Origin of the sequence: Nonomuraea cavernae (assembly GCF_040655715.1) — a bacterium.
GTDB lineage: Bacteria > Actinomycetota > Actinomycetes > Streptosporangiales > Streptosporangiaceae > Nonomuraea > Nonomuraea cavernae_A.
In genome coordinates this window covers 26,564-50,957 of the sequence record NZ_JBFAKL010000038.1, presented here as the reverse complement: position 1 = coordinate 50,957, position 24,394 = coordinate 26,564, and the positions used below count along the sequence as shown (strand labels likewise).

Here is a 24,394-nt window from a genome sequence, read left to right as displayed (position 1 = left end):
CGCAACGCGGGCGCCACGCGAGCCGGCGGCACCGGAGCGCCCGCCTGCTGAACCTGCTGCTGCACCGGCGCGACCGGGCGTGCCACCTGCCGTGTCTGCTCCGAGTCGGCCAGCCGCTCCTCGCAGCCACCCGCGCAGTAACCGTTCGTGACGATGAGCCGCCCCCGCAGCGTCGTGTACGAGTCCCGCCCCGAAGCAGGCAGAACCCCCTGACAGACCGGGCATAAAACAGATTGGTTCCCCACGTGCTGCTCCTCTCGCGGCGCGATAGCAGATTCCCACCCTAAGGGCCACGACCTTGCGAGAACAGCGAATCGACTGAAGGTCAAGCGTGCGGTCACGGTCACGGGCCGTCGTCAAGACCGCCTACTTGACATAATGCTCATTATCAAGCATCTGCGGATGCGGCCTCACCGGCCAGATCGCCGCACGACGATCACGCTAGAACGACACAGTTCGCCAACAGCCTCTGACGCCGCCGCCGGGACGGCGCTACGATCAGTGCATGCTCAGCCTGGCGATCTCCACCCCGGGCCTCGTCGCGCTCACCGCCGTCGTCACCGCCGCGATCATCTACCTGATCATCCTGGCCGTACGACTGACCCACCGGCCGCGCAACAGCCCCGCACCCAGTGACGACCTCGTCGACAAGGCTCGCGAGCTCAAGGCGCTGGGCCAACTTCGCGAGGCCGTGTTCCTGGTCCGCGGCGAGACCGGCATGAGCCACCGCGCCGCCACCCGCTACGTCAACCGCCTCTGACCTTCCCCGCGCCCCGCCCGCACCCACGCCACTTCAGTGCCGAGCCACTGCGGATGCCGGGACGTGCGAGTGTTCACGGCCGAGGACCGCGCCGAAGGCGGCGGCCAGCAGAGGAAGTCCGACGACGACGGCCACAATCGCCGACCACGGGGTCTCGAACGGCACCCGTGCCGGATCCCCCCACGTCACAGGCATCGTCAGGGGCCACAGCAGCAACATCCCGGCGGGGCAGCCGGCGACCGCGCCGAGGACCGTTCCGTACAGGGCGCTCAGACCCGCGCGAGAGGCGCAGAACCACCGGAAGGCCGCGGCCGATCCGTTTCCGGCCCGCCTCAGGACCCGGCCCTGGCGCGCGTTGGCGGCCTCGCCGAAGCCGGCGGTCAGCGCGCACGCGAGGGCGACGAGGAGGGCTGCCACGACGCCGGGCACCCACCCGGTCGAAGCCTCGAAGCCTCGTTCGACGTACGCCTCCGCGACCGCGTCGTCCAGCCGGTCGTCGAGGCGCTTCTGCTCCTGCACCGTGACCTGGCGAAGGGTGGGATCGACGATCAGCTCATCCGGTTGCAGCCGGTAGCCGAGGTCCCGCACGATCTTCGAGGGGACGAAGATCGTCTCCATGTGCGGGTCGACGGTCCTGGCGGTGACCGCCGGCACGGTCTTGGTCTCCATCGCCTCGTCGTTCTCCTCGATCTCATAGGAGAGGTCGACCGAGTCGACCTTCACGTCGGCTGACGTGATCACCACGGCCGTGCCCTCGTCGTACGGCGTCGACTGATCGCCGGTGAGATACCGCAGCAGCTTCTCGTCACCGATGGCCTGATACTCGTAAAGGGCCTCCTCCGGCATCTCGACGTTCTCCGCGCGCGCCCCGAAGTGCCGAGATTCGCTCGAAGGGCGCTCGCTCTGGGCGATCGGCACCCCGGGTATCTCCCGTTCGATCGCCGCACGTACGGCGCCGGCATCGGCCGCCGAGAAAGGCTCCGCGAGGAAGGCGCTCGACCGGACCACTAAGGTGCCCGGCCGGGCACGGGGAGAGTATTCGGCCCTGCTCTGCGACGTTTGGCCGACCGCGATGACCGTCAGCCCGACACCGAAGACCGTCGCCGTCATCGTCAGCGTGATCGCGCACGCCGCGCGAACACGACGACCGGCCAGGTCCCGGACAGCCAGCCGCAAGGGCAGCGGCAGCCGTTCCGCGTACCGGCCGGGGATCTCCAGCAGCCACGCGGGCAGCGGGCCGAGACCGGCGACGAGCAGGCCCGCGCCGATGAGGGTGATCAGCAGTATCCCGAGGGCTTCGAAGCCGCCGTAGCGCGAATCCTCACGTGCCAGCCAGGCGCCAAGCCCCATCAGCCCGGCGCCGGCGAGTGACACGGACAGTCCCATGACGACGAATCGCCGGCTCATGAACTCATGGCGGTTGGGCGGGGCGGAGTGCATCGCGGCAAGGACGGCCCCGGATGCGATCGCTAAGGGAAGGCCCACGAACACGATCACAAAGGCGTAAAACAACATGGCGGAATGGTAGTGAGTCGCGACGGCGCCGCATAAGCAGTGAAGTCACCGCATACGCGCGCCCGCCACGCTGGCCCACCCCCAGGAAGCCGGCCTGCCGTCTGAACGGAACACCGATTCGATACCGGACAGAAGGTGGATTCTGTTTGGTATAGCCGATACCTCTCATTGAAGAACAAAGCAGCGCAAACCGGCCGTCTCTGACGATCCCCGGGGCCGCCCGGCGATCCCCTGGACGGCCCCCGACACTTAGCCCTTGCGCTAACCATTTCGAGACCGCCATACTTAGCCGCATGGCACAGTATCCGGCGCAGCTCGACGGGGTGCTGGTCGCCCTCGCCGACCCGACCCGGCGCGCCGTCGTCCGGCGCCTCGGCCACGGACCCAGGAGCGTCGGCGACCTCGCCCGCGAGTTCCCGATGACCCTCCCCTCGTTCATGAAGCATGTGCGGATGCTCGAATCGAACGGGCTCATCCACACGGTCAAGTCCGGCCGGGTGCGCACCTGCGTGCTCAACCGCGAGCGGCTCGCCTTGGTCGACGATTGGCTCGCGGAGCAGCGCCGGATCTGGACGGAGCACACCGACCGCCTCGAACAGTTCGTCACCGACCCAGAGGAGAACAGGCAGTGAATCCCGATCTCGACCTTGGCCTGGAGCGGATCATCCGCGCCCCGCGCGCGACCGTGTGGAGGGCCTGGACGGAGCCGTCCCGGCTTGAGCGGTGGTGGGTCCCGGCTCCGTCCCGTTGCCGGGTGGATCGCCTGGACTTGCGGCCCGGCGGGGCGTTCGTGACGCGGCTGACCAACGACGGGGCCGAGTACGTCCCGCACATGGACGCCTGCTTTCTCGCAGTGGACGAGCTTGAGCGGATCGTGTTCACCAACGCGATCGACAGCGCGTGGCGTCCCGTGAGCCCCGCCCCGATCGTGATGACCGCCACGATCACCTTGAACGATCACCCGGACGGCACCGACTACCGGATCGTCGTCCAGCACCGCGACCCGGAGGCCCGCGCTCATCATGAGAAACTCGGCTTCGCCGAGGGCTGGGGGATGGTCACCGGCCAGCTGGCCGCACTCACCGAGGGCGTGCGATGAAGATCACTCTCACCGAGTTCGTCACACTCGACGGGGTCAGTCAGGGCCCCGGCTCGCCGGACGAGGACACCAGCGACGGATTCATCCGTGGCGGCTGGCTCGTCCCCCACATGGACGGGACGTTCGTCCAGCGCGCCTCCGAATGGCTCGACCTCGCCGACGGCCTGCTGCTCGGACGGCGGACCTACGAGGCGTTCGCACGCGATTGGCCGAAGATCACCGACCCGGCCGACCCGTTCACCGAGCGGATGAACACCCTGCCGAAGTACGTCGTGACGAACACCCTCACCGAGGGGACCTGGAACCCCACGACCGTCCTCAAGGGCGATCCGGTCCATGCGGTCACCGAACTCAAGGCACAGCCAGGCCGGGAACTCCAGATCCACGGCAGCGCTCGCCTCGGCGACTCACTGCTGGCGGCGGGCCTGATCGACACGCTCCGCCTCGCGGTCGCCCCCGCCGTCCTCCGGACCGGCCGGCGGCTACTGACCGGCGCAGGCACCCCGTCCGGCCTCCGCCTGCTCCGCCACGAAGCTACGCCGAACGGCCTGCTGCTCCTGGAGTACGAGGTGACCGGCCCAGCACGCCAAGGCGAGTACGAGGGCGTCACCGCCTTCGCGTTCTGACAGCGCGCCGCTCGTGGGCGGCCAGGCGGCCCCACTCCCCCGGCGCGCGGGCCGCTGCGCGGCTTGGTCATCTCCTGACCGGCAGATGTACGCGACAGGATGGTCCCGCCGTGACACCTTCGATTACCGTGTGCGACATATCGAACACATTGTGTTACAACGGGAGTTCTTGTGAAGGTCGCCTGCGTCGGTGGCGGACCCGCCAGCCTGTACTTCTCGATCCTGATGAAGCGGACGGACCCGTCCCACGACATCACCGTCTACGAGCGGAACCCGGCCGGGTCGACGTACGGCTGGGGGGTGACCTACTGGGACGAACTGCTCAGCAATCTGCACGGCGCCGACCCCGAGTCCGCGAAGGCCATCGAGGAGAGCTCGGTCCAGTGGGACAGCTGGGCCGCGCGCATCCATGACCGCGCGGTGGTGACGGTGGAGTACGGCGAGGAGGGCTTCGGTCTCGGCCGGCACCGGCTGCTGTCGATTCTCACCGAGCGGGCCCGGTCGCTCGGGGTGGACGTCGTGTTCGAGCGGGAGATCGCCGGTGAGGAGGAGGTGGCCGACGCCGACCTGGTCATCGCGGGTGACGGCGTGAACAGTGTGCTGCGTGAGCGTCATGCCGAGCATTTCGGCACCGAGGTGGCGGTCGGCCGGAACATGTACATCTGGCTGGGCACCACCAGGACGTTCGAGGCGTTCACCTTCGCCTTCACCGAGACCGAGCATGGCTGGATCTGGTGTTACGGCTACCGGTTCGATGAGGATCAGAGCACCTGTGTCATCGAGTGCTCCCCCGCGACCTGGAGTGGGCTGGGGCTCGACGAGGCGAACGAGGCCGACTGCCTGGGCCTGCTGGAGAAGTTGTTCGCCGGCGTGCTGGACGGGCATCCGCTGATCGGGCGGTCGCAGGCTGATGGCGGGGCGCACTGGCTGAACTTTCGTACGGTGACGAACCGGACGTGGTTTCGCGGCAATCTGGTGCTGCTCGGGGACGCCGCGCATACGACGCACTACTCCATCGGGGCGGGGACGGCGCTGGCGTTGGAGGACGCGGCGGTCCTGGTCAACGCGCTGCACACGGGCATGGAGCTGGAGCCCGCGCTGACCGGTTTCGAGCGGTCGCGCAAGGCCACGCTCCGGGCTCCTCAGCGGGCGGCTCGTTGCAGCGCCCGGTGGTACGAGTGTCTGCCGCGTTATATCGGTCTGCCGCCGGAGCAGCTGATCGCGGTGCTGGGCCGGCGGCATTCGCGGGTGCTTCCGTATGTTCCGCCGCGGTTGTACTACCGGTTCGATCAGGTGTCGGGGTGGCTGGGGTCGTTCCGTGGGCGTGAGCACTGACGCGGGGTTCTCTTTGTGGTGATTTGTCAGCGAAGTTTGCTCGGACGTGTCAGGATCGATGGGTTTTACCCATCCCCTCGAACGTCCGGAGGAACTGTCCGTTGCGGATCCTGCTTCTGTGCTCGTCGTTCAACGGCCTGACCCAGCGCGCCTGGCTGGAGCTGCGCCGGGCCGGTCACGATGTCAGCGTGGAGCTGGCGTTGTCGGAGCGGGTGATGCTCGAGGCGGTCGAGCTGGCCAAACCGGATCTGGTGATCTGCCCGTTCCTGAAGGAGCGGGTGCCGGAGCGGCTGTGGCGTCACCACCGCACGGTCGTCATCCATCCGGGGCCGCCGGGCGATCGGGGGCCGTCGTCGCTGGACTGGGCGATCGCCGGCGCGGAGCCGGAGTGGGGGGTGACGGCGTTGCAGGCGGTGGAGGAGATGGACGCCGGCCCGATCTGGGGGTGGCGGACGTTCCCGCTGCCGGCCGAGCCGCCGCGCAAGTCGGCGCTGTACAACGGGGCGGTGGCGGACGCGGCGGTGGAGCTGGTGGCGGAGGTGGCGGCGAAGGCGGCCGATCCGGGGTTCGCGCCGGTGCCGCTGGACTATCGGCGGCCGGAGGTGCGGGGCTGTGCGCGGCCGGCGATGCGCCGGGCGGATCGGGAGTTCTCGTGGGCGGAGCCGGCGGACGCGGTGGTGCGGCGGGTGCGGGCCGCCGATGGTGCTCCGGGTGGGCGGGCGGAGTTGTGCGGGTTGCCGGTGCGGGTGTTCGACGTGTACCCGGGTCCGGTGCTGACGGAGCGGGCCGGGCCGCCGGGGTCGGTGGTGGGGCGGAGTGAGGGTGCGGTGCTGGTGCGCACCGGCGACGGGTCGGTGTGGGTCGGGCAGCTGCGCCTGGACGTGCCGGGAGGGGTGAAGCTGCCGGCGGACCTGGTGCTGGGTGAGCGGATCGCCGGGGTGGCGGAGCGTGCGGGGTGCAGCGAGGTGACCTACGACCGTGGCGGGGGCGTCGGGGTGGTGAGTTTCGACTTCTACAACGGGGCGATGTCGGCCGAGCAGTGCCTGAGGCTGGTGTCGGCGTTGCGGTACGCGGTGGCGCAGGACACGCGGGTGCTGGTGGTGCGTGGTGGCGAGGTGTTCTCCAACGGGATCCATCTGAACGTGATCGAGGCGGCGCGTCATCCGGAGGTGGAGGCGTGGCGGAACATCAACGCGATCAATCACGTGTGCCGTGAGGTGATCGCGTGCACGGGGCAGCTGGTGGTGGCGTCGGTGGCCGGCAACGCGGGCGCGGGCGGGGTGATGATGGCGCTCGGCGCGGATCGGGTGGTGGTGCGGGAGGGGGTGGTGCTGAATCCGCACTATCGGACGATGGGGTTGTACGGGTCGGAGTTCTGGACGTACGTGTTGCCGCGCCGGGTGGGGGCGTCGGTGGCGAGGCGGCTCACGTGGGAGGCGTTGCCGGTGGGCGCGGTGGAGGCGGTGGAGCTGGGGTTGGCGGACCGGGTGGTGGCGGGGTCGCGGCTGGAGTTCGAGCGGCGGGTGGTGGAGTACGCCGAGCGGCTGGCGGCCGATGCCGGCTATGAGCGGTTGCTGGCGGCCAAGCGGGCGGCGCGGGAGGCGGATGAGGGGCGTAAGCCGTTGGACGCGTACCGGGTGGAGGAGCTGGCGGAGATGAGCCGGGACATGTTCGATGATCGGGGCGGGTTCCGGGCGGCGCGGGAGGCGTTCGTGGGCAAGCGGGCGGCGGGGTCGACTCCGGCGCGGTTGGCGGTGCATCGGGAGTCGTCCGGCGCGTCGGGCGCGGACACGCCGGACGCATCTCATATGTGAGATATGGTCTCGTCCTGTGGCAGACGATTATCTTGTACGTATTGGCCGGTTGATCCGGGACGCGCGTCAGCATCGTGGTTGGACGCAGCTCCAGCTGGCCGACGCGCTGGCGACGAGTCAGAGCGCGGTCAACCGGATCGAGCGCGGCAACCAGAACATCAGTCTTGAGATGATCGCGCGCATCGGTGAGGCGCTCGACAGCGAGATCGTGTCGCTGGGCTACGCGGGTCCGATGCATCTGCGGGTGGTGGGCGGCCGGCGGCTGTCGGGCAGCATCGACGTCAAGACGTCGAAGAACGCGTGCGTGGCGCTGCTGTGCGCGTCGCTGCTGAACTCGGGGCGGACGATCCTGCGGAAGGTGGCTCGGATCGAGGAGGTCTACCGGATCCTGGAGGTGCTGGCGTCGATCGGAGTGCGGGCGCGGTGGATCAACGAGGGCAACGATCTGGAGATCGTGCCTCCGGCGCGGCTGGAGCTGGAGGCGATGGACACCGAGGCGGCTCGCCGTACCCGGAGTGTGATCATGTTCCTCGGCCCGCTGATGCATCGGACCGAGCAGTTCAGGATCCCGTACGCGGGCGGGTGCGATCTGGGCACCCGTACGGTGCAGCCGCACATGTCGGCGCTGAGGCCCTTCGGGCTGGACATCACGGCGACGGGCGGCTTCTACCATGCGCGGGTGGATCGCGACGTGTCGCCGTCGCGGCCGATCGTGCTGACCGAGCGGGGCGACACGGTGACGGAGAACGCGCTGCTGGCGGCGGCGCGGCACGACGGGGTGACGGTGATCCGCAACGCCTCGTCCAACTACATGGTGCAGGACCTGTGTTTCTTCCTGGAGCAGCTGGGCGTGCGGGTGGAGGGCATCGGCACGACGACGCTGACGGTGTACGGGGTGGCGTCGATCGAGCGGGACGTCGACTACTCCCCCTCTGAGGATCCGGTGGAGGCGATGAGCCTGCTGGCGGCGGCGGTGGTCACGTCCTCGGAGCTGACGATCTGCCGGGTGCCGGTGGAGTTCCTGGAGATCGAGCTGGCGGTGCTGGAGGAGATGGGCCTCGATCACGATCGGGGGGTTGAGTATCCGGCGGCGAACGGGCGCACGCGGCTGGTGGATCTGACGGTGCGGCCGTCGAAGCTGGTCTCCCCCATCGACAAGATCCATCCGATGCCGTTCCCGGGGCTGAACATCGACAACGTGCCGTTCTTCGCGGCGATCGCGGCGGCGGCGCAGGGGTCGACGCTGATCCATGACTGGGTCTACGACAACCGGGCGATCTATCTGACGGAGCTGACGCGGCTGGGGGCGTCGGTGAAGCTGCTGGATCCGCATCGGGTGCTGGTGGAGGGTCCGACGCGGTGGCGCAGCGCGGAGATGATGTGCCCGCCGGCGTTGCGTCCGGCGGTGGTGGTGCTGCTGGCGATGATGGCGGCCGAGGGCACGTCGGTGCTGCGGAACGTGTACGTGATCAACCGGGGGTATGAGGATCTGGCGGAGCGGCTGAACGCGCTGGGGGCGCGGATCGAGACGTTCCGCGACATCTGATTTTCTGTCGGTGGCGGCCGCTACCGTCTCCTCGTGGATCTTCTTGTCGTGGATCCTCCTTTCTTCGGGTCCTCGTGGCGAGGGTGAGGGGTGACGGTGCGGCCTGCGGAGCTCGAACGGGTGACGGTGGCGGAGGCGGCTGACCGCTATGTGGAGCTGGTGCGGGCCAAGTCGCTGACGGGGGGGTTGTCGAGGTCGACGGCCGAGGTCTACGCGCGTGACGTGGTGACGTTCGTGGCGCTGGCGGGTGCGGAGACGGTGCTCGACGACCTGACGGGGGCCGACATGGACGCGGTGTTGCTGGCGTTCGCCCGCAAGCCGGACGGTCGGCGCTCCGGCGCCACCGGGGGCGGCGCTCCGGCGGCCGGTGCGGATGGTGGGGGGCGGGCCGGGGGCGCGTCGCAGTCGCCGTCGTCGCAGGCGCGTTTCCGCCGGTCGGTGTCGGCGTTGTTCAAGCACGCGGTGCTGGCGGGCTGGGTGCAGATCGATCCGATGGCGTCCTCGACGGTGACGGCGCGGGAGCGGGGCGGGCTGCGGCCGGAGCGGCGGGCGTTGACGCGGGAGCAGGCCCAGGGGCTGATCGGCGCGGCACGGTCGATGAGCGAGGAGCGCGGCGGCGGCCGGCGTGATCAGCGGATGGAGACGCGTGACGCGTTGATCGTGTTGCTGCTGTCGACGATGGGGCCGCGGGTCTCGGAGCTGGTGCGGGCCAACGTCGAGGATTTCTACACCAATGACGGGGTGCGTTACTGGCGGATCTTCGGCAAGGGGGGCCGCACGCGTGATGTGCCGCTCCCCCGTGACGTGGCGGCGGCGCTGGACGACTATCTGGCGCGGGGCCGGGCGGCGGTGCCGGACAAGGCGTTGCTGTTGTCGTGGCGGGGTCGGCGGCTGGCGCGGGGTGACGTGCAGGCGGTGATCGACCGGGTGCGGGCGCGGGTGGATCCGGAGCAGCGGCGTTCGGTGACGCCGCACGGGTTACGGCATACGACGGCGACGCATCTGCTGGCCGACGCGGTCGACATGGACGCGGTGCGGCGGGTGCTGGGGCACAGTGACCTGTCGACGCTGGGGCGTTACCGTGACGAGTTGCCGGGTGAGCTGGAGGTGGCGATGCGGGCGCATCCGCTGCTGCGGGAGCCGAGGCCGTCCGACTGACGCATCTCCTGGGTCGCTCAGGTGGGGATGCCGGGGGTGAGGCGTTCGGCGAGGTGGTCGAGGGGGATGTCGAGGACCTCGGCGAGGGCGGCGATGGTGAAGAAGGCGGGGGTGGCGATGCGGCCGGTCTCGATCTTGCGGAGGGTCTCGGCGGACATGCCGGCGGCGGCGGCGACCTCGACGATGCTGCGTTCGCCTCGGGCTTGGCGCAGCAGCAGGCCGAGGCGTTCGCCGCGCAGGCGTTCCTCGGGTGTCAGCGGGGGCCGTACCATGTGCCTCATTCTACAGTCGGGATACAAATACCGGTCGCGTGTTGAGCCTCGTGACATTCGTCAGGGTTCGGCGGGAAGGCCGCTGGATAGGGTGCAACACATGAAGGGCCGGCTGTGGACCTCCGTCTATCTCGTCGTCCTGGTGTTGCCGGTGCCCGGGTTCCTGGCGGCCGCCCCTTCCGGCGTCGTGGCCGGGCTGGCGTTCGGCGGCCTGGCGGGCTTCGTCGCCCTCTACCTGCGGGTGGTGTGGACCGCTCTGGACCGGCCGCATCGCAACGCCACCCCGTACGCCCTGGTCCTGCTCTACATGGTCGCGGCCGCGATGGTGCCGGTCCTGGGCGAGATGTGGGTGTTCGCGACGTCGTACTTCCTCATCACCGCGGCCGCCACGGCGCTGCCCGAGCGGGCCCTGCCGGTGGTGGCCGGGGCGACCGCCGTGGCCGTCACGCTCGCCCTTCCGCTGCTCGGCAGATCGCTGGCCGAGTTCTGGTGGATGCCGCTGCAGGTCGTCGTCTTCACCGTCGCCATCCGTGCCTTCCTCCAGCTCAACGCCGCCAACAGGGCGCTGAGCGAGGCCAACGTGGCAGTCGAGCGGCTGGCCGTGGACAACGAGCGTCTGCGCTTCGCCCGTGACATGCACGACCTGCTCGGTCACAGCCTGGCCGTGATGACGGTGAAGAGCCAGCTCGCGGGCAGGCTCGCCAGCACCGACCCGGAACGGGCCGGAGCCGAGATGGAGCAGGTCGAGGAGCTGTCGCGGCAGGCGTTGTCCGAAGTGCGCGAGGCGATCGCGGGATACCGGGAGTTGTCGCTGCCCGGGGAACTGGACGGCGCGCGTCGTGCGCTCGGCACCGCGGGCGTGCGGCTGGAGGTGGCGGCCGAACCGCTCCCGGCCGGCGTCGAGCCCGTTCTGGCCTGGGTGATCCGGGAGGCCACGACGAACGTCGTGCGGCACAGCGGCGCCCGCCGCTGCCGCATCCAGCTCGGTGTGGCGGGCGGGCAGGCGTACGCGGAGGTGCGCGACGACGGACGCGGGCCCGTCGAAGCCGCGGGCGCGGGCGGCAACGGGCTGCGCGGCCTGGCCGAGCGGATCCAGGTGGCGGGCGGCACCTTGTACGGCGGGGCCGCCGAGGGCGGCGGCTTCCTGCTGAGCGCCCGGCTGCCCGTGGCGGACCGGACGTGATCCGCGTCCTGCTGGCCGACGATCAGCACCTCGTACGTGAGGCGCTGGCGGCGCTGCTCGGCCTGGAGCCCGACCTCGAGGTCGTGGGCCAGGTGGGGCGCGGCGACGAGGTGGCCGGCGCGGTCTCCCGGCTCCGTCCGGATGTCGTGCTGCTCGACATCGAGATGCCGGGCCGCGACGGCCTCACCGTGGCGGCCGGGCTCACCGGCGTGCGCGTGATCATCCTGACCACCTTCGGCCGCCCCGGATACCTGCGGCGGGCCATGGACGCCGGCGTGGCCGGCTACGTGGTCAAGGACGCCAGGGCCGGGGAACTGGCCGACGCCGTGCGCCGGGTGCACGCCGGCCAGACGGTGTTCGACCGTAAGCTCTCCGCCGCCAGCCTCTCCGCCGGCTCCAACCCGCTCACCAACCGCGAACGCGATGTGCTGCGCGCCGCCGGCGAGGGCGGCACCATCGCCGACATCGCCCGCCGCCTGTTCCTGTCCGACGGCACCGTGCGCAACTATCTGTCGTCGGCCATCGGCAAGCTCGGCGCCCGCAACCGGGCCGAGGCGGCGCGGGCCGCCGAGTCCAAGGGCTGGCTCTGACAAACGTCACTACCTGCCCTGCCCCGCTCTGACCAGGCTGGGGGCATGGGTAAACGAATCGCGCCCGCACTCGGGCTCTTCTTCCTGTCGCCGCTGATCGGCGAGTTCCTGCTGGGCAACCTGCCCGTCACCATGCTGGCCGCGCTGATCGTTCTGGCCCCGCTGTACGGGGGCGGCGCGCTGCTCATCCGCGAGCTGGCCAGGCGCCGGGGCGCCGGCTGGCCCGGCATCGTCCTGCTCGCCATCGCCTACGGGCTGCTGGAAGAGGGACTGGTCACGCGCTCGCTGTTCAACCCTGGCTACGCGGGGATGGACCTCACCTCGTACGCGTGGATCCCCGGCGTGGAGGTGAGCGCCTGGTGGGTGACCTTCGTGCTGGGCGGCGTGCACGCCGCGGGCAGCATCTGCGTGCCCATCGCGGTGGTGGAGGCCCTGGTGCCGGCCAGGGCGGCGCAGCCGTGGCTGCGCGTTCCCGGACTGGTGACGGCCGGGATCCTGTTCGGGCTCGGGGCAGTGGTCAGCGCCCTGTTCGACCCGGCCGCGTACCAGCCTTCCATCGCCCAGGTGGCGGGCGTGGTGGTGCCGGCCGGGCTGTTGGTCGTCCTGGCCCTGCGCCGCCGCCAGGCGGTCTCCGGGGCGCCGGGGCGGGCTCCGGGGCCGTGGCCGGTGCTCGGCTTCTCCCTGGCGGCCGGGGCGGTGTTCTGGCTCGCTGCCCTGACCTTGGACACGCTCGGCGGGTGGCCGGTCGTGGCCGTCAACCTCGCCGTCTACGCCGGGGTCTGCGTCCTGGTGACCCGCTGGTCCCGGCGGCCGGGCTGGGGCCGTGCCCAGGTGTTCGCGCTGGCGGCCGGCGGCGTGCTCACCTACGCCTGGCACGGGTTTCCGCAGCCTCCCGCCGTGCCCGTGGAACCGGTGGTCGATCTGGCCGGGAACGCGGCCTTCGCCCTGGCCGCCGTGGCCCTGCTCGCCGTGGCCGCAGCACGTCTCCGGTCGCCGCGGCTCGCCGGGCAGGGGGCGTCGGGACCGGCTGTGAGTTCCCGGCCGGCGGCTCGGTGACCTCAACGCTTTATATCCCGCGAATATATCCTCAGTGTGTAGTCGCGGGTCATGAGCGTCCCCCTCGCACTGCTCGGCCTGCTGGAACGAGAGCCGAGCCACGGATACGACCTGAAACGCGACTACGACACCTTCTTCAGCCGGGGTAAGCCCCTGCCGTTCGGCCAGGTCTATTCCACGCTCGGCCGGCTGGCCCGAGACGGCAAGGTCATCGCCGGGCGGATCGAACCGGGCGACGGGCCCGACCGCAAGCGCTACGCCATCACCCCTGTGGGCAAGGAGGAGGTCGAGGCGTGGCTGGCCGAGCCGGTCGCGGCCGAACCGTCCCTGCAGACGGTGCTGTTCACCAAGGTCGTGCTGACGCTGATGCTGGGGCGCGACGCCGGCGACTACCTCGACGCCCAGCGTGCGACGCATCTGCGGCGCATGCGGGAGCTGACCGAGATCAAGCGCGCCGGCAACCTGATCGACGCGCTGCTGGCCGATCATGGCCTGTTCCGCCTCGAAGCCGACCTGCGGTGGATCGACGTCACCCAGGCGCGGCTGGGGGCGCTGGCGGAGGCGGTGCGCGGCCGATTTCGTCTTCCAGTTCGGCCAGCTCGTGCCGGAGCTGACCGTGGCCGACAACGTGGCGCTGCCCCTGCTGCTCGGCCGTACCAGGCGCAAGCACGCCTACGCGCGGGCCGCCTCCTGGCTGGAGCGGCTGGAACTGACCGGCCTGGGCGGACGGCGCACCGGGCAGTTGTCCGGCGGGCAGGCACAGCGGGTGGCCGTCGCCAGAGCGCTGGTGACCCGGCCGCGGGTCGTCTTCGCCGACGAGCCGACCGGCGCGCTCGACTCGCTGACCGGCGAGCACGTGATGGAGCTGCTGGTCGGGCTGGCCCGCGAGGAGGGCACCACCGTGATCGTGGTGACCCACGACGCCCGGGTGGCCGCCTGCGCCGACCGGGAGGTCGTCGTCCGCGACGGCCGGGTCACCGACCCGTACGCGAGCGGGCTCCTCCGATGATCCGGCTGGGCCTGCGGCTGTCGCTGCGCAGCGGCAGGGAGTCGGCGACCAGGCTGGTGCTGATCGTCGCCGGGGTGGCGGTCGGCGTCTTGGTGCTCTTGGCGACGCTGTCGCTGTTCAACGCCTTCCAGGCGGCCGGCGAGCGCCCCTGCTGGGAGTGCACGCGCGGTACGGCGCCCACCGGCTGGGCGCTCGACGCCACCGCGGACGGCGCGCTGTGGAACCACCGCGAGGTCGCCTACGCGCTGGCCGACGCCAACGCCGCCAACCTGCGCGCCGCCGACGAATGGCTGGCCATGGCCAAAGCGGGCGACCTCGCGCAGCCGCGCGCGGCGCAGGACACCCATCAGGGCATGCCGTTCGTCCACACGCTCGCCACCGACGCCGGCGGGACCGCCTACTTCGCCGACGCCTCGGTCGTGCCCCACGTCACCGACGCGAAGGCGCGCCGCTGCGGCAAGCCGTCGCCCATGCCGGGGCTGGAGGCGTACGTACTGGACGGCTCGACCTCCGCGTGCCTGTGGGGCAAGGACCGCGACGCCGTCGTGCCCGGCATCTTCGGGCCGGCCAACCAGCCGAGACTGACCCGCGCCGACTATGTGGCCAACTCCAACAACACCGCCTGGATGACGAACCCGTCGGCGCCGCTGACCGGCTACCCCGGCGTGTGGGGCGAGGAGCGTACGGACCTGGAGCCACGTCCCCGGGTCAGCCTGGACATGATCGCCCAAAGGCTGTCGGGGGCCGACGGGCTGGGCGCGCCCGGCTTCACCCTGGACACGCTGCAGGCCACCGTGTCGGCCAAGCGCAACCACACCTTCGAACTCATGCGAGCGGACCTGGCCAAACTGTGCCGGGCCCACCCCACGGCGACCGCGTCCGACGGCACGCGGGTGAACGTGCGCGAGGCCTGCGCGACGCTGCGCGACTGGGACGGGCGCGCCACCTTGGACGGGCAGGGCGCGATCCTGTGGCGCGAGTTCTTCACCGGGCTGAGGCGTCCGCATCAGCCGGGAGAGCCGGAATTCAGCCCCTGGCGGGTGCCGTTCGATCCCGCGCAACCTACTCCCTGTCCGCCAACCCCGCCTCGGCGCACCACACCGACCAGACGGCCCTGTTCTCCCGCGGCCAGTGGGTCACCGGGCGGTTCACCGAGGCCGAGATCGCCGCCGACCCGCGGCTGAGGACCACCACGGTGCGCGGGTGAGGAGCCGAGGGACGCCGCCCGGGACGAGGAAGACGACAGCGGGGCCGCCGCGACGTCACCGCTCGCCGGGCGGCTTGCGCCAGGTCATGATCTCGGTCGCCGGAAGACGCTCCGCGAAGAGGCCCTCGGGTGAGGCGTGCCGCAGCACCGCGCGCAGGTCCCCCTCGAAGTCCTCCAGCCTGTCGCCGAACAGGTGCGGGGCGGAGCCGGATCGGGAGAACGCCCATGCCACGATGTCGTCCGCGGTGCGGCTGACCACCTCCCCGGCCGGCACGACCTGTCGTTCGAAGTTCTCGAACCCGGCCCGTGCCAGGACGAGGTCCTCCCGGTTCGGCGTGCCGTTGACGAGTGTCCCCCGCCCCGCGCGGCGTACCGGACCCACGTACCGCCGTACCAGGTCACCGATCTGCGCGTAGGGGGGAGCGGGCAGCGGCGGCGGCCCCGGTTCGACGGGCGGATGCTTGAGGTCGCTCATGTGGACGAACGCGCCTCCCGGCTCCAGCATCTCCAGCACGGTCGCGGCGACCCGGTCCCGATCCGTCCAGTGGAAGGACTGGGCGAACATCACGGCCTGGAACTCACCCAGACCGGCCGGCAGGTCCTCGGCACGGGCGGCCACCCAACGCGCGTTGGTCACCCCGCGACGCTTCGCCTGTCGCTCCGCCTCGGCCAGCATGTCCTCATCCGGGTCGACGCCGACCGCCTCGGCGAAGAACCGCGCCAGGGCGAGCGTCACGATGCCCGGCCCGCAGCCGACGTCGAGGAGTCTGCCCCGGCCGTCCAGGCCGAGCGCCGTAGCCAGTGTTCCGGCGAAACCCGGAGCATACGGCAGCCGACCGCGCTCGTAGTAGGCCGCGCTTCCCTGGAACAGGGTGCTGTCCCACCGCCATCCATCAGGCATATCGATCCCACCTCACGAGTTGGTGAAGTCGCCGGCGGATCCGAGCCCACCGGCGGCGAGAGGCCGAGCCCGTGGGAGCTGCCGCACGGGCAGGCGGTGCTCGGTGAAGGCTCATCACGTGTGGTGGTCACGCGTCGTGACACCGCTGGTGGCGGCGGCGTGGCAGGCGCCGCGGCCGTCGGCGCGGGCGACGATCCGGCCGGCCTCGACGCGGACGGCCACCTCGGTGGCGTCGCCGACGGCGGGCAGTCCGGCCGCCGCGGCGAGCTCGCCGGAGGCGTCGTGCACGACCCGCAGGCGCGGCCAGGCGTAGGAGGGGAAGGTCTGGCGCAGGCAGCCGCACACCTCGGCGACGACGAGCCGCGCCAGCGGGGCGAGCTCGTCGGGCGAGCCGGTGACCAGCACCGCGGTGACAGAGGCGGCGGGCGGCGCGGCGCGCACGAGCTCCTCGGCCGCTTCGAGACGGTGCAGGCCGAGGACGGCGAGCACGCCGTCGCCCGCCAGGTCGGCGGCCGTGCCCCGGACCGCGTCGATGGCCGCGGGCGGTGACCACGGTTCGTCGGCGGCGCGGGCGGGCGGCACATCGGGGGTGAGCGGCAGGCCGCCGCCGAGGTCGAGCCCGGCCAGCTGCTCGCAGACGCTGACCACGTCGAACGGGTCGGTGAAGCCGGGCGCGGCGGCGGCCAGCTGGCTGACGCCGTGCAGGGTGGTGAGGACGGCCTCGGCGAGGCGGACCAGCGGGCCTGGCGGGCGCAGCCGTTCCAGGGCGAGGCCGAGCAGGATGGCGTCGAGCTTCAGCAGCTGGGCGTAGGCCAGGCGGGTGCGTCGCTCGGCGAGGACCTCGGGCATCAGGTCCATGCCGAGGCGGGCGGCCCCGTGATGTTCGTCGGTGGACAGCGGCAGGCGGGCGACCCAGGCGCGGGCGAACGCCGCGAGCGCCTCGCGGGCCGTGCGGTCCTGGACGGGCGGCGCGTGCGGGGCGTGCTCGGCGAGGCCGGCCAGGACGGCGAAGTAGAGGGCCCGCTTGCCCGGGAAGTTGGAGTAGACGGCGCCCCGGGTGAGGCCGGCCCGGTCGGCGATGTCGTCGATCCTGGCCTCACGAAAACCGCGGTCGGCGAACTCGTCGCGGGCGGCCGACAGCACCTTGGCGCGGTTAAGCTCCTGCGTCTGCGCTCTGGTGAGCCGGCCCATCGTCCCCCCGGGTCCCGGCGGTTTGCCGTCCGCCTCCCGCCAAGATACCGTGACCATCCAGATGATGAGATCATATGACGAGATCATCCCAGCTGGGGAGGAAAGCATGACGGGCGTCCCCGAGATCCACCTCACCGACACGGCGGTGCTGCGCGACCCCTTCACCGCCTACGCCCGCGCCCGCGAGCAGGCGCCACTCGCCCGCATCAGCGCCCCGGGATTCGGCCCCCTGTGGGCGCTGACCCGCCACGAAGGCGCCCGCGCCATGCTCACAGACACCCGCTTCGAGCTCGACGCCACCAGCTACACGCGGCCCGACGTGCCCGCCGACTGCCTGCCGTACATGCGGACCATGGGCGAGATGAACGGCCCCGAGCACGCCCGGCTACGCGGACTGGTCGCACCCGCCTTCACCGCCCGCCGCGCCGCGGAGTTCCGGCCGCGGATCGAACCGATCGCCGAACGGCTGCTCGACGACCTGCCCGGCCACGCCACCGGCGGCCGGGCCGACCTGCTGGCCCACTTCGCCCGCCCACTGCCCATCGACGTCATCTGCGAACTCGTCGGAGTCCCCCAGAGCGACCGGCCACGCTGGCGCGGCTACGGCGCCACCGTCGCCATGGGAGCAGGCCCCGCGTTCGCCGAAGCCATCCCGGGCATCATGGACGCCGCCAAGCACGCCATCGCGCGACGGCGCGGCCAACCCGGCGACGACCTGCTCGACGACCTGATCCGCACCCAGACCCACGACGGCGACGGGCTCGGCGACGACGAGCTGGTCACCCTCGTGTGGCACCTGCTCATCGCCGGGCAGACCCCCGCCAACCTCATCGCCAACGCCGTCGACGAACTGCTGCGCCGCCCCGAGCAGCTCGCCGCGCTCCGCGCCGATCCCGCCCTCATGCCGCGCGCGGTGGAGGAGCTGATCCGCTGGTGCGGCCCCACCCTGCTCACGATCCCCCGCCACGCACGCGAGGACACCGACCTGTACGGCACGCCGATCCGCAAGGGCGACACGGTGACCGTCGCCGTCGCCGCCGCCAACCGTGACCCGCGCGCCTTCCCCGACCCCGACCGGCTCGACCTCACCCGCGCTCCCGGCGGCCACCTCGGCTTCGCCCACGGGCCGCACTTCTGCCTCGGCGCCTCGCTGGCCCGCGTACAGACCGAGGTCGCGCTCACCGCCCTGCTACGCCGCTTCCCCCGCCTGGCGGCGACGGCGACCGCCGAGGAACTGCGCGCCCCCGACCCGGGCACCTGGCGGCTGACCTCACTACCCGTCACCCTGTAGGAGGAGTCTCCCGAGTGGCACGCATCGGCGAACGCGGCGACCTGCTGCGATGCACGTTCTGCGGCAAAGGCCAGGACCAGGTCCGCAAGCTCATCGCGGGCCCGGCCGGCATCCACATCTGCGACGAATGCGTCGGACAGTGCACCGCGCTCCTCCACGAGGAGGAACCGGACACGCCCGCCGTCGCCGGCCGCCCACCGGCGCCACGCGAGATCCACGCCTTCCTCGACCAGTACGTGATCGGCCAGGACCACGCCAAAAGGACGCTCGCGGTCGCGGTCCACAACCACTACAAGCGCCTGCGGCTGGACAGCGGGCGACCGGCCGGACAGCAGGAGCAGGTCGAGCTCGGCACGTCCAACATCCTGCTGATCGGCCCGACCGGCTGCGGCAAGACCCACCTCGCCCAGACGCTCGCCAGAATGCTGGACGTGCCGTTCGCGATGGCCGACGCCACCGCGCTCACCGAAGCCGGCTACGTCGGCGAGGACGTCGAGAACATCCTGCTCACCCTCCTGAACGCCGCCGGCGGCGACGTCCGCAAAGCGCGGACCGGCATCGTCTACATCGACGAGATCGACAAGATCACCCGCCGGAGCGAGAACCCGTCACTCACCCGCGACGTCTCCGGCGAAGGCGTCCAGCAGGCGCTGCTGAAAATCCTCGAGGGCACCGTCGCCGGCGTCCCCGCGCAAGGCGGCCGCAAACACCCCCACCAGGACCTCATCTCCATCGACACCAGCGACGTGCTGTTCATCGCCGGCGGCGCGTTCACCGGCCTGGAACAGATCATCGAGCGGCGCGCCGGCCGCGGCCGCGCCGGGTTCGGCGCCACCCGGCGGCCACCCCGCCAGGACCTCCTCGCACAGGTCATGCCCGCCGACCTGATCGCGTTCGGGCTGATCCCGGAGTTCGTCGGCCGCCTGCCGATCGTGTCGACCTTCCAGCCCATGGACCGCGAGACGCTGACGCGGATCCTCACCGAGCCGCGCAACGCGCCGATCAAGCAGTACCAGCGGCTGTTCGAACTGGACGGGGTCGAGCTGGAGTTCACCGAGGACGCCATCGGCGCGATCGCCGAGCAGGCGCTGCTGCGCCGCACCGGCGCCCGCGCCATCCGCGCGATCCTCGAAGAGGTGCTGCTCAACGTCATGTACGAAGTGCCGAGCCGCGACGACGTGGCCCGGGTCGTCGTCGACCGCGCCACCGTCCTCGGCAACGTCAACCCGGCCCTCATCCCCCGCGACCACCCCGTGAGGGACCAGGAACCCCGCGACAGATCCGCCTGACCCGCCCACGGCGTCCCCGCCCGACCCGGCGCCCACCTGGTCAGGCTGGTGATCAGGCCGCCGAACCCGGCGCCAGACCGCCCGACGGCCCCACCCGACCACCCCGCCCGGTCACGGCGTCAGAGCGGCGGCGAGGAAGTCACGCAAGGCGGCGGTCACCTCGACGGGACGTTCCAGCGGCGGCAGATGGCCGGTCTCCGGCAGGTCGAGGCCGCGAGCGCCCGGAATGCCCGCCGCCAACAGCCCGGACACCTCCTGAATGCCCGGCACGTCCGCCAAACCGTTGATCACCAGGGCGGGCGCGGCGACCTCACGCAGCCGACCGGCGGCCGGCGGGTCGAGCTGCCGCTCGACGGCGCGCGGGCCGCTCCACTCGCGGCGGAACACCTCCCGGCACATCTCCACCGCGGCCTCCCACACCTCGTCGGCCAGGTCGGCGCGGCCACGACCGGGACCGGCCACCTGCCACAGCGTGTGAGCCCGCGCCACAGCCAGCGTGTCGGCCGGGTCGACCCGGCCGGCGGACCCGTCGCCGTAGCGGGCCAGCCGCTCGGCCGGCACCGCGCTGTGCACGCGTTCGCGCGCCTGGGCCAGCATCTCCGGCGGCCACTGATGCCCGGTCAGGCCCGAGCAGATCAGCGCGAGCCCGGCCACCCGCTCCGGCGCCACGAGCGCCGCCTCCAAGGCGTAGGCGCCGCCCATCGACGAGCCCACCAGCACAGCCCGCCGCACCCCCAGCGCGTCGAGCACCGCCAGCAGATCCTCGTGATGGCACACCCACTCGCCGGGATCGCCGGACTCGCCATGGCCGCGGCAGTCGTAACGGATCACCCGATGCCGCCGCGACAACTCCCGGAACTGGTGCTCCCACATGCGCCGATCGGCCACCGCGGCGTGCACGAACACCACCGCCACGTCACCGTCCGGCCCCGCCTCGTCGTACGCGATCCCCAGAGTGTCGATCATCGCCATGCGCGCACCGTACCGCCGGAAAAGTGGCGGAAAGCGGCGCGTTCGCCACAAGCACACCCGTTCATTCCACAGACGAGGGCACCGACCGGCCCGGCCGGCACGCACGATGCCCCCAGCCCCTCTCCGAGATCGACCGCGAGGACGCGTCACACGCCCAAGCCGAGCGCCGCCGCGGCGACCGCGCGCGCACGTGACGGAGCCAGCAGCAACTCCGCCGAATCCGACACCTGGTCCACGTTCCCCACCAACGGCAACACCCTGACCGCCGGATCCGACACCGCCTCCAGCAACGCCCGCGCGAACCGGTCACCCCCGATCACCTGAAACGGCCGATCGTGGAAACCACGCACCCGCTCATCCAGCCGCTCCGCCAGCGCCACCCGGTTCTGCATCGCCGCCACCCGCCCGTACGCCACCGCCAGAGCGCTCTCCCGAGCCCGCCACGACCGCGCCGCCAACGCCGACCCCAGCGCCTCCCCCAGCTCCGCCGACCCCGGCAACCGCGCCAGCGCACTACCGAGCCACTTCGCGTACGGCGGATAACGCCGCCGCAACAGCAACGCCAGCCGCATCACCTCACGCGCCAGCCGCGCCCCCACCACCGCCGACCCCAGCTCGTCACCCACCTCCCCGCACCGCCCCGGAAACGGCTCCTCCTGCGCGATACGCCGCCACTGGCACGCCAGCACATACCGCCACACGTCAGCCGGATACCACCGCAACGCCGCCCGGACCCCCTCCAACCGGCCCAGCCCATCGTGAAAGACCTCACCCCCCGTCACCTCGGCCAGGCTCTGCCACGGCACCGACAACCAGTCGAGCAGCGAAATCCCCCCACTGCCCTCCGGATCGAACCCGAGCCGCCCCTCCAGCCACACCCCCAGATCCGCCACCTCCACCCCCGGCCGCACCACCCCGCGATAGTCGAACACCGTCTCAAAACCGCGAAACCGGCCAGGCAGCCCCGCCGCCACCCTCGCCTCCACGGCCTCCACCGCCTCCGGCGCCGTGAACACCAGCACCCGCGGACCCCAGTCATGGTCGGCCGAGCGGCCCGTGTCGAACGCCAGCACCTCAGACCCCGGCCCGATCAACGCGGCACTGTGCGGCACACCGGCCACCAGCGGCGCCACCACCTCGGCGTAGAACGCACGGGACAACTCAATACCAGGCACAAAATCGGACATCACACCGCCCACTGTGCCTGACGCCCTCCGCAACCTCACCCCAATTAATCCCCCGAACCGTTCGACCCGGGAAGGAGGCCGCGAACGGGCTCAGCGGACCCGCGACACCATCACCGGCGCCCGCCCGTACCCGATCCGCACGTACACCCCGATCGCCGACGGATTGTCGTCGTCCACCATCAGCGCCACCCGCCCATGCGCCGCCACCAGCTCACCCGACACCCACCGGCACACCCGCTCGGCCAGCCCCCGCCCCCGCGAGGACACCGCCGTCGCCACACCCGCCACCAACCCCACCGACGGGGCACTCCACGCGTCGGCCGCCACCGCCACCAGCCGCCCCTCCACCCGCAGACCGGCCCACCGCCGCACCCCGGCCCCACCCGGCACCGCGTACGACCCCGGCGCCGCCTCCCTCAGCAACGCCGCCACCTCACCGTCCTCCTCCGGCCCCAGCCACCCCACGCCACCCGCACCCGCGGCATCGCCGGAACGACCACCACCCCCGCGCACGAAAGACCCGCCAGGCAGGCTCATCCACGAGAACACCGGCCCGGCCTCCAGCCCGCCGACCTTCGGCGTCACCTCGGCCACCAGCCCGGCCCCGCCCAGCAGCCGAAACGACGGCCCCACCTCCGCCAGCGCGTGCCGCACCAACTCCACCGCGTCCGGAACCCCGCCCCACACCGTCAGCCGGTCACGCCGCGCCACCCCCGGCGCCGCCGCCACCACCGCGTCACCGAGCGCCCACGCCCGCGCCCCGCCCGTCAGCCCCTGCGCCCCCCACATGAGCAGATCGTCGTCACCACACGCCGCCCGCACCCGATCCAGCGAGATCAGCTCACGGATCACAAAATCGCTCCCGGACGGTAGGCGGCCGCCTCCGGATACGCCGCCACGACCTCACCCACCTGCTGCGACACCGCCTCCACCTGATCGGCCGCCGCGCCCGTGAACGACACCCGATCAGCCAGCAACCCCTCCAGCGCCGCCCGATCCAGCGGGAACCGCTCATCGGCCGCCAGCCGATCCAGCAACTCGTTGGCCACCCCACGCGACCGCATCGCCAGCGCCGACGCCACCGCGTGCTCCTTGATCAGCTCATGGGCCTGCTCACGGCCCACACCCGCCCGCACCGCCGCCATCAGCATCTTCGTCGTCGCCAGGAACGGCAGGTAACGATCGAGCTCCGCCGCGATCACCGCCGGGAACGCCCCGAACTCGTCCAGCACCGTCAACATCGTCTCCACCAGCCCGTCGAAGGCGAAGAACGCGTCCGGCAGCGCCACCCGGCGCACCACCGAACACGACACGTCGCCCTCGTTCCACTGGTCGCCCGCCAGCTCCCCCACCATCGAGGCGTAACCCCGCAACACCACCGCCAGCCCGTTGACCCGCTCGCACGACCGGGTGTTCATCTTGTGCGGCATCGCCGACGAGCCGACCTGCCCCTCCTTGAACCCCTCGGTCACCAGCTCGTGCCCCGCCATCAACCGGATCGTCTTGGCCAGCGACGACGGCGCCGCCGCCAGCTGCACCAGCGCCGACACCACCTCGAAGTCCAGCGACCGCGGATAGACCTGCCCCACACTCGTCAACCGCCGCTCGAACCCCAGATGCGCCGCCACCCGGCCCTCCAGCTCGGCCAGCTTCGCCCGATCGCCCCCCAGCAGATCGAGCATGTCCTGCGCCGTCCCCACCGGCCCCTTGACGCCCCGCAACGGATAACGGCCGACCAGCTCCTCCAGCCGCCGGAACGCCACCAGCAGCTCGTCGGCGGCCGACGCGAACCGCTTGCCCAGCGTCGTCGCCTGCGCCGCCACATTGTGCGAACGGCCCGCCACCACCGTCGCCTCGTGCTCCTCCGCCAGCGACGCCAGCCGCGCCAGCAACGCCACCACCCGATCACGCACCAGCAGCAGGCTGTCACGCACCTGCAACTGCTCGACGTTCTCCGTCAGGTCACGCGAGGTCATCCCCTTGTGCACCTGCTCGTGCCCCGCCAGCGCGTTGAACTCCTCGATCCGCGCCTTCACGTCGTGCCGGGTCACCCGTTCCCGCGCCGCGATCGACTCCAGGTCGACCCGCTCGACCACCTTCTCGTAATCGGCCACCGCGCCCTCGGGCACAGCCACGCCCAGCTCCGCCTGCGCCCGCAGCACCGCCAGCCACAACCGGCGCTCCGCCACCACCTTGTACTCGGGCGACCACAACCGGGCCAACTCCGGCGAGGCATAGCGAGCGGCCAGGACATCAGGGATACGCGGCTTCGAAGTCACGTCGGACAAGTCTATTCACCCGGCTCCACCCGCACCGCACCAGGCCCGCGACCGCATCGGCCGGCCATCGCACCCCGCCACGATCGGGGTATGACCGTCACCTTGATTCCATGC

Annotated in this window: 22 protein-coding genes and 2 pseudogenes; 16 read left to right on the top strand and 8 right to left on the bottom strand. The window is 71.6% G+C overall.

The window, feature by feature from the left end; all coding sequences use genetic code 11:
- The first annotated feature begins 505 nt into the window (after window positions 1-505).
- Window positions 506-760, top strand: coding sequence for a hypothetical protein (locus AB0I38_RS36845; protein ID WP_358492889.1), 255 nt, complete (start codon window positions 506-508; stop codon window positions 758-760).
- 33 nt (window positions 761-793) lie between these two features.
- Here AB0I38_RS36845 and AB0I38_RS36840 read toward each other — a convergent pair whose 3' ends face one another.
- Window positions 794-2,167 carry a hypothetical protein gene (locus tag AB0I38_RS36840; RefSeq protein WP_358492886.1) on the bottom strand — a complete coding sequence of 458 codons (1,374 nt, stop codon included), beginning with the start codon at window positions 2,165-2,167 and terminating at the stop codon, window positions 794-796.
- Between the two features lie 401 nt (window positions 2,168-2,568).
- Here AB0I38_RS36840 and AB0I38_RS36835 point away from each other — a divergent pair, with 401 nt between their 5' ends.
- The 7 genes from AB0I38_RS36835 (at window position 2,569) to AB0I38_RS36805 (ending at window position 9,853) form a co-directional block, all read left to right on the top strand.
- Window positions 2,569-2,907, top strand: a complete 339-nt coding sequence (locus AB0I38_RS36835) for an ArsR/SmtB family transcription factor (RefSeq protein ID WP_358492883.1) — start codon at window positions 2,569-2,571, stop codon at window positions 2,905-2,907.
- A complete protein-coding gene (locus tag AB0I38_RS36830; protein ID WP_358492878.1) occupies window positions 2,904-3,374 on the top strand; it encodes an SRPBCC domain-containing protein in 471 nt (156 codons plus the stop codon). Before AB0I38_RS36835 ends, AB0I38_RS36830 begins: the two co-directional genes overlap by 4 nt.
- Window positions 3,371-4,000 carry a dihydrofolate reductase family protein gene (locus tag AB0I38_RS36825; protein ID WP_358492873.1) on the top strand — a complete coding sequence of 210 codons (630 nt, stop codon included), beginning with the start codon at window positions 3,371-3,373 and terminating at the stop codon, window positions 3,998-4,000. The genes AB0I38_RS36830 and AB0I38_RS36825 overlap by 4 nt, the downstream gene beginning before the upstream one ends.
- Window positions 4,001-4,171: 171 nt before the next feature.
- The gene (locus AB0I38_RS36820; RefSeq protein WP_358492869.1) at window positions 4,172-5,335 is read left to right on the top strand and encodes an FAD-dependent monooxygenase; all 1,164 of its coding nucleotides are present in this window, start codon (window positions 4,172-4,174) and stop codon (window positions 5,333-5,335) included.
- Window positions 5,336-5,436: 101 nt separating this feature from the next.
- Complete coding sequence (locus AB0I38_RS36815; RefSeq protein WP_358492865.1) at window positions 5,437-7,149, top strand: enoyl-CoA hydratase-related protein; 1,713 nt, start codon at window positions 5,437-5,439, stop codon at window positions 7,147-7,149.
- 49 nt (window positions 7,150-7,198) lie between these two features.
- The gene (locus AB0I38_RS36810) at window positions 7,199-8,695 is read left to right on the top strand and encodes a UDP-N-acetylglucosamine 1-carboxyvinyltransferase (protein ID WP_358492861.1); all 1,497 of its coding nucleotides are present in this window, start codon (window positions 7,199-7,201) and stop codon (window positions 8,693-8,695) included.
- A 96-nt stretch (window positions 8,696-8,791) separates the two neighbouring features.
- On the top strand, window positions 8,792-9,853 hold the full coding sequence (locus tag AB0I38_RS36805; RefSeq protein WP_436838816.1) for a tyrosine-type recombinase/integrase: 1,062 nt from the start codon (window positions 8,792-8,794) through the stop codon (window positions 9,851-9,853).
- A 17-nt stretch (window positions 9,854-9,870) separates the two neighbouring features.
- Here the strand turns inward: AB0I38_RS36805 and AB0I38_RS36800 are convergent, their stop codons facing one another.
- On the bottom strand, window positions 9,871-10,125 hold the full coding sequence (locus AB0I38_RS36800; RefSeq protein ID WP_358492850.1) for a helix-turn-helix domain-containing protein: 255 nt from the start codon (window positions 10,123-10,125) through the stop codon (window positions 9,871-9,873).
- Window positions 10,126-10,225: 100 nt separating this feature from the next.
- On the opposite strand from AB0I38_RS36800, the gene AB0I38_RS36795 reads away from it, so the two are divergent.
- The 6 genes and pseudogenes from AB0I38_RS36795 (at window position 10,226) to AB0I38_RS36770 (ending at window position 15,147) form a co-directional block, all read left to right on the top strand.
- Window positions 10,226-11,308, top strand: coding sequence for a sensor histidine kinase (locus AB0I38_RS36795; RefSeq protein ID WP_358492844.1), 1,083 nt, complete (start codon window positions 10,226-10,228; stop codon window positions 11,306-11,308).
- Window positions 11,305-11,898 carry a response regulator transcription factor gene (locus AB0I38_RS36790; RefSeq protein WP_358492838.1) on the top strand — a complete coding sequence of 198 codons (594 nt, stop codon included), beginning with the start codon at window positions 11,305-11,307 and terminating at the stop codon, window positions 11,896-11,898. The genes AB0I38_RS36795 and AB0I38_RS36790 overlap by 4 nt, the downstream gene beginning before the upstream one ends.
- Before the next feature lie 45 nt (window positions 11,899-11,943).
- Window positions 11,944-12,954, top strand: a complete 1,011-nt coding sequence (locus tag AB0I38_RS36785) for a hypothetical protein (RefSeq protein ID WP_358492834.1) — start codon at window positions 11,944-11,946, stop codon at window positions 12,952-12,954.
- 51 nt (window positions 12,955-13,005) lie between these two features.
- Window positions 13,006-13,233: pseudogene (locus AB0I38_RS40460) on the top strand (PadR family transcriptional regulator); the annotation flags it as partial.
- A 280-nt stretch (window positions 13,234-13,513) separates the two neighbouring features.
- Window positions 13,514-13,963 (top strand): annotated as a pseudogene (locus AB0I38_RS36775) (ABC transporter ATP-binding protein); the annotation flags it as partial.
- Window positions 13,960-15,147, top strand: a complete 1,188-nt coding sequence (locus AB0I38_RS36770) for a penicillin acylase family protein (RefSeq protein WP_358493005.1) — start codon at window positions 13,960-13,962, stop codon at window positions 15,145-15,147. The pseudogene AB0I38_RS36775 and the gene AB0I38_RS36770, both read left to right, overlap by 4 nt.
- A 78-nt stretch (window positions 15,148-15,225) precedes the next feature.
- Here AB0I38_RS36770 and AB0I38_RS36765 read toward each other — a convergent pair whose 3' ends face one another.
- Both AB0I38_RS36765 and AB0I38_RS36760 read right to left on the bottom strand, forming a co-directional pair.
- Window positions 15,226-16,071: a class I SAM-dependent methyltransferase gene (locus tag AB0I38_RS36765; RefSeq protein WP_358492830.1), complete on the bottom strand. Its 846-nt coding sequence runs from the start codon at window positions 16,069-16,071 to the stop codon at window positions 15,226-15,228.
- Window positions 16,072-16,185: 114 nt separating this feature from the next.
- Window positions 16,186-17,262 (bottom strand): TetR/AcrR family transcriptional regulator, encoded by a 1,077-nt coding sequence (locus tag AB0I38_RS36760; RefSeq protein WP_358493000.1) that lies wholly within the window; start codon window positions 17,260-17,262, stop codon window positions 16,186-16,188.
- 106 nt (window positions 17,263-17,368) lie between these two features.
- On the opposite strand from AB0I38_RS36760, the gene AB0I38_RS36755 reads away from it, so the two are divergent.
- Entirely contained in the window at window positions 17,369-18,553 is a 1,185-nt protein-coding gene (locus AB0I38_RS36755) for a cytochrome P450 family protein (protein ID WP_358492825.1), read from the top strand.
- A 14-nt stretch (window positions 18,554-18,567) separates the two neighbouring features.
- Window positions 18,568-19,842 carry an ATP-dependent Clp protease ATP-binding subunit ClpX gene (clpX, locus tag AB0I38_RS36750; protein ID WP_358492821.1) on the top strand — a complete coding sequence of 425 codons (1,275 nt, stop codon included), beginning with the start codon at window positions 18,568-18,570 and terminating at the stop codon, window positions 19,840-19,842.
- Window positions 19,843-19,953: 111 nt separating this feature from the next.
- Here clpX and AB0I38_RS36745 read toward each other — a convergent pair whose 3' ends face one another.
- The 4 genes from AB0I38_RS36745 to purB all read right to left on the bottom strand — a co-directional run bounded on the left by AB0I38_RS36745 (window position 19,954) and on the right by purB (window position 24,280).
- Window positions 19,954-20,814: an alpha/beta hydrolase family protein gene (locus AB0I38_RS36745; protein ID WP_358492816.1), complete on the bottom strand. Its 861-nt coding sequence runs from the start codon at window positions 20,812-20,814 to the stop codon at window positions 19,954-19,956.
- A 146-nt stretch (window positions 20,815-20,960) separates the two neighbouring features.
- Complete coding sequence (locus AB0I38_RS36740; protein WP_358492812.1) at window positions 20,961-21,974, bottom strand: DUF4037 domain-containing protein; 1,014 nt, start codon at window positions 21,972-21,974, stop codon at window positions 20,961-20,963.
- Window positions 21,975-22,091: 117 nt separating this feature from the next.
- Window positions 22,092-22,853 (bottom strand): GNAT family N-acetyltransferase, encoded by a 762-nt coding sequence (locus AB0I38_RS36735; protein ID WP_358492807.1) that lies wholly within the window; start codon window positions 22,851-22,853, stop codon window positions 22,092-22,094.
- Window positions 22,850-24,280 (bottom strand): adenylosuccinate lyase, encoded by a 1,431-nt coding sequence (gene purB, locus AB0I38_RS36730; RefSeq protein WP_358492802.1) that lies wholly within the window; start codon window positions 24,278-24,280, stop codon window positions 22,850-22,852. The genes AB0I38_RS36735 and purB overlap by 4 nt, the downstream gene beginning before the upstream one ends.
- Window positions 24,281-24,394 lie beyond the last annotated feature (114 nt).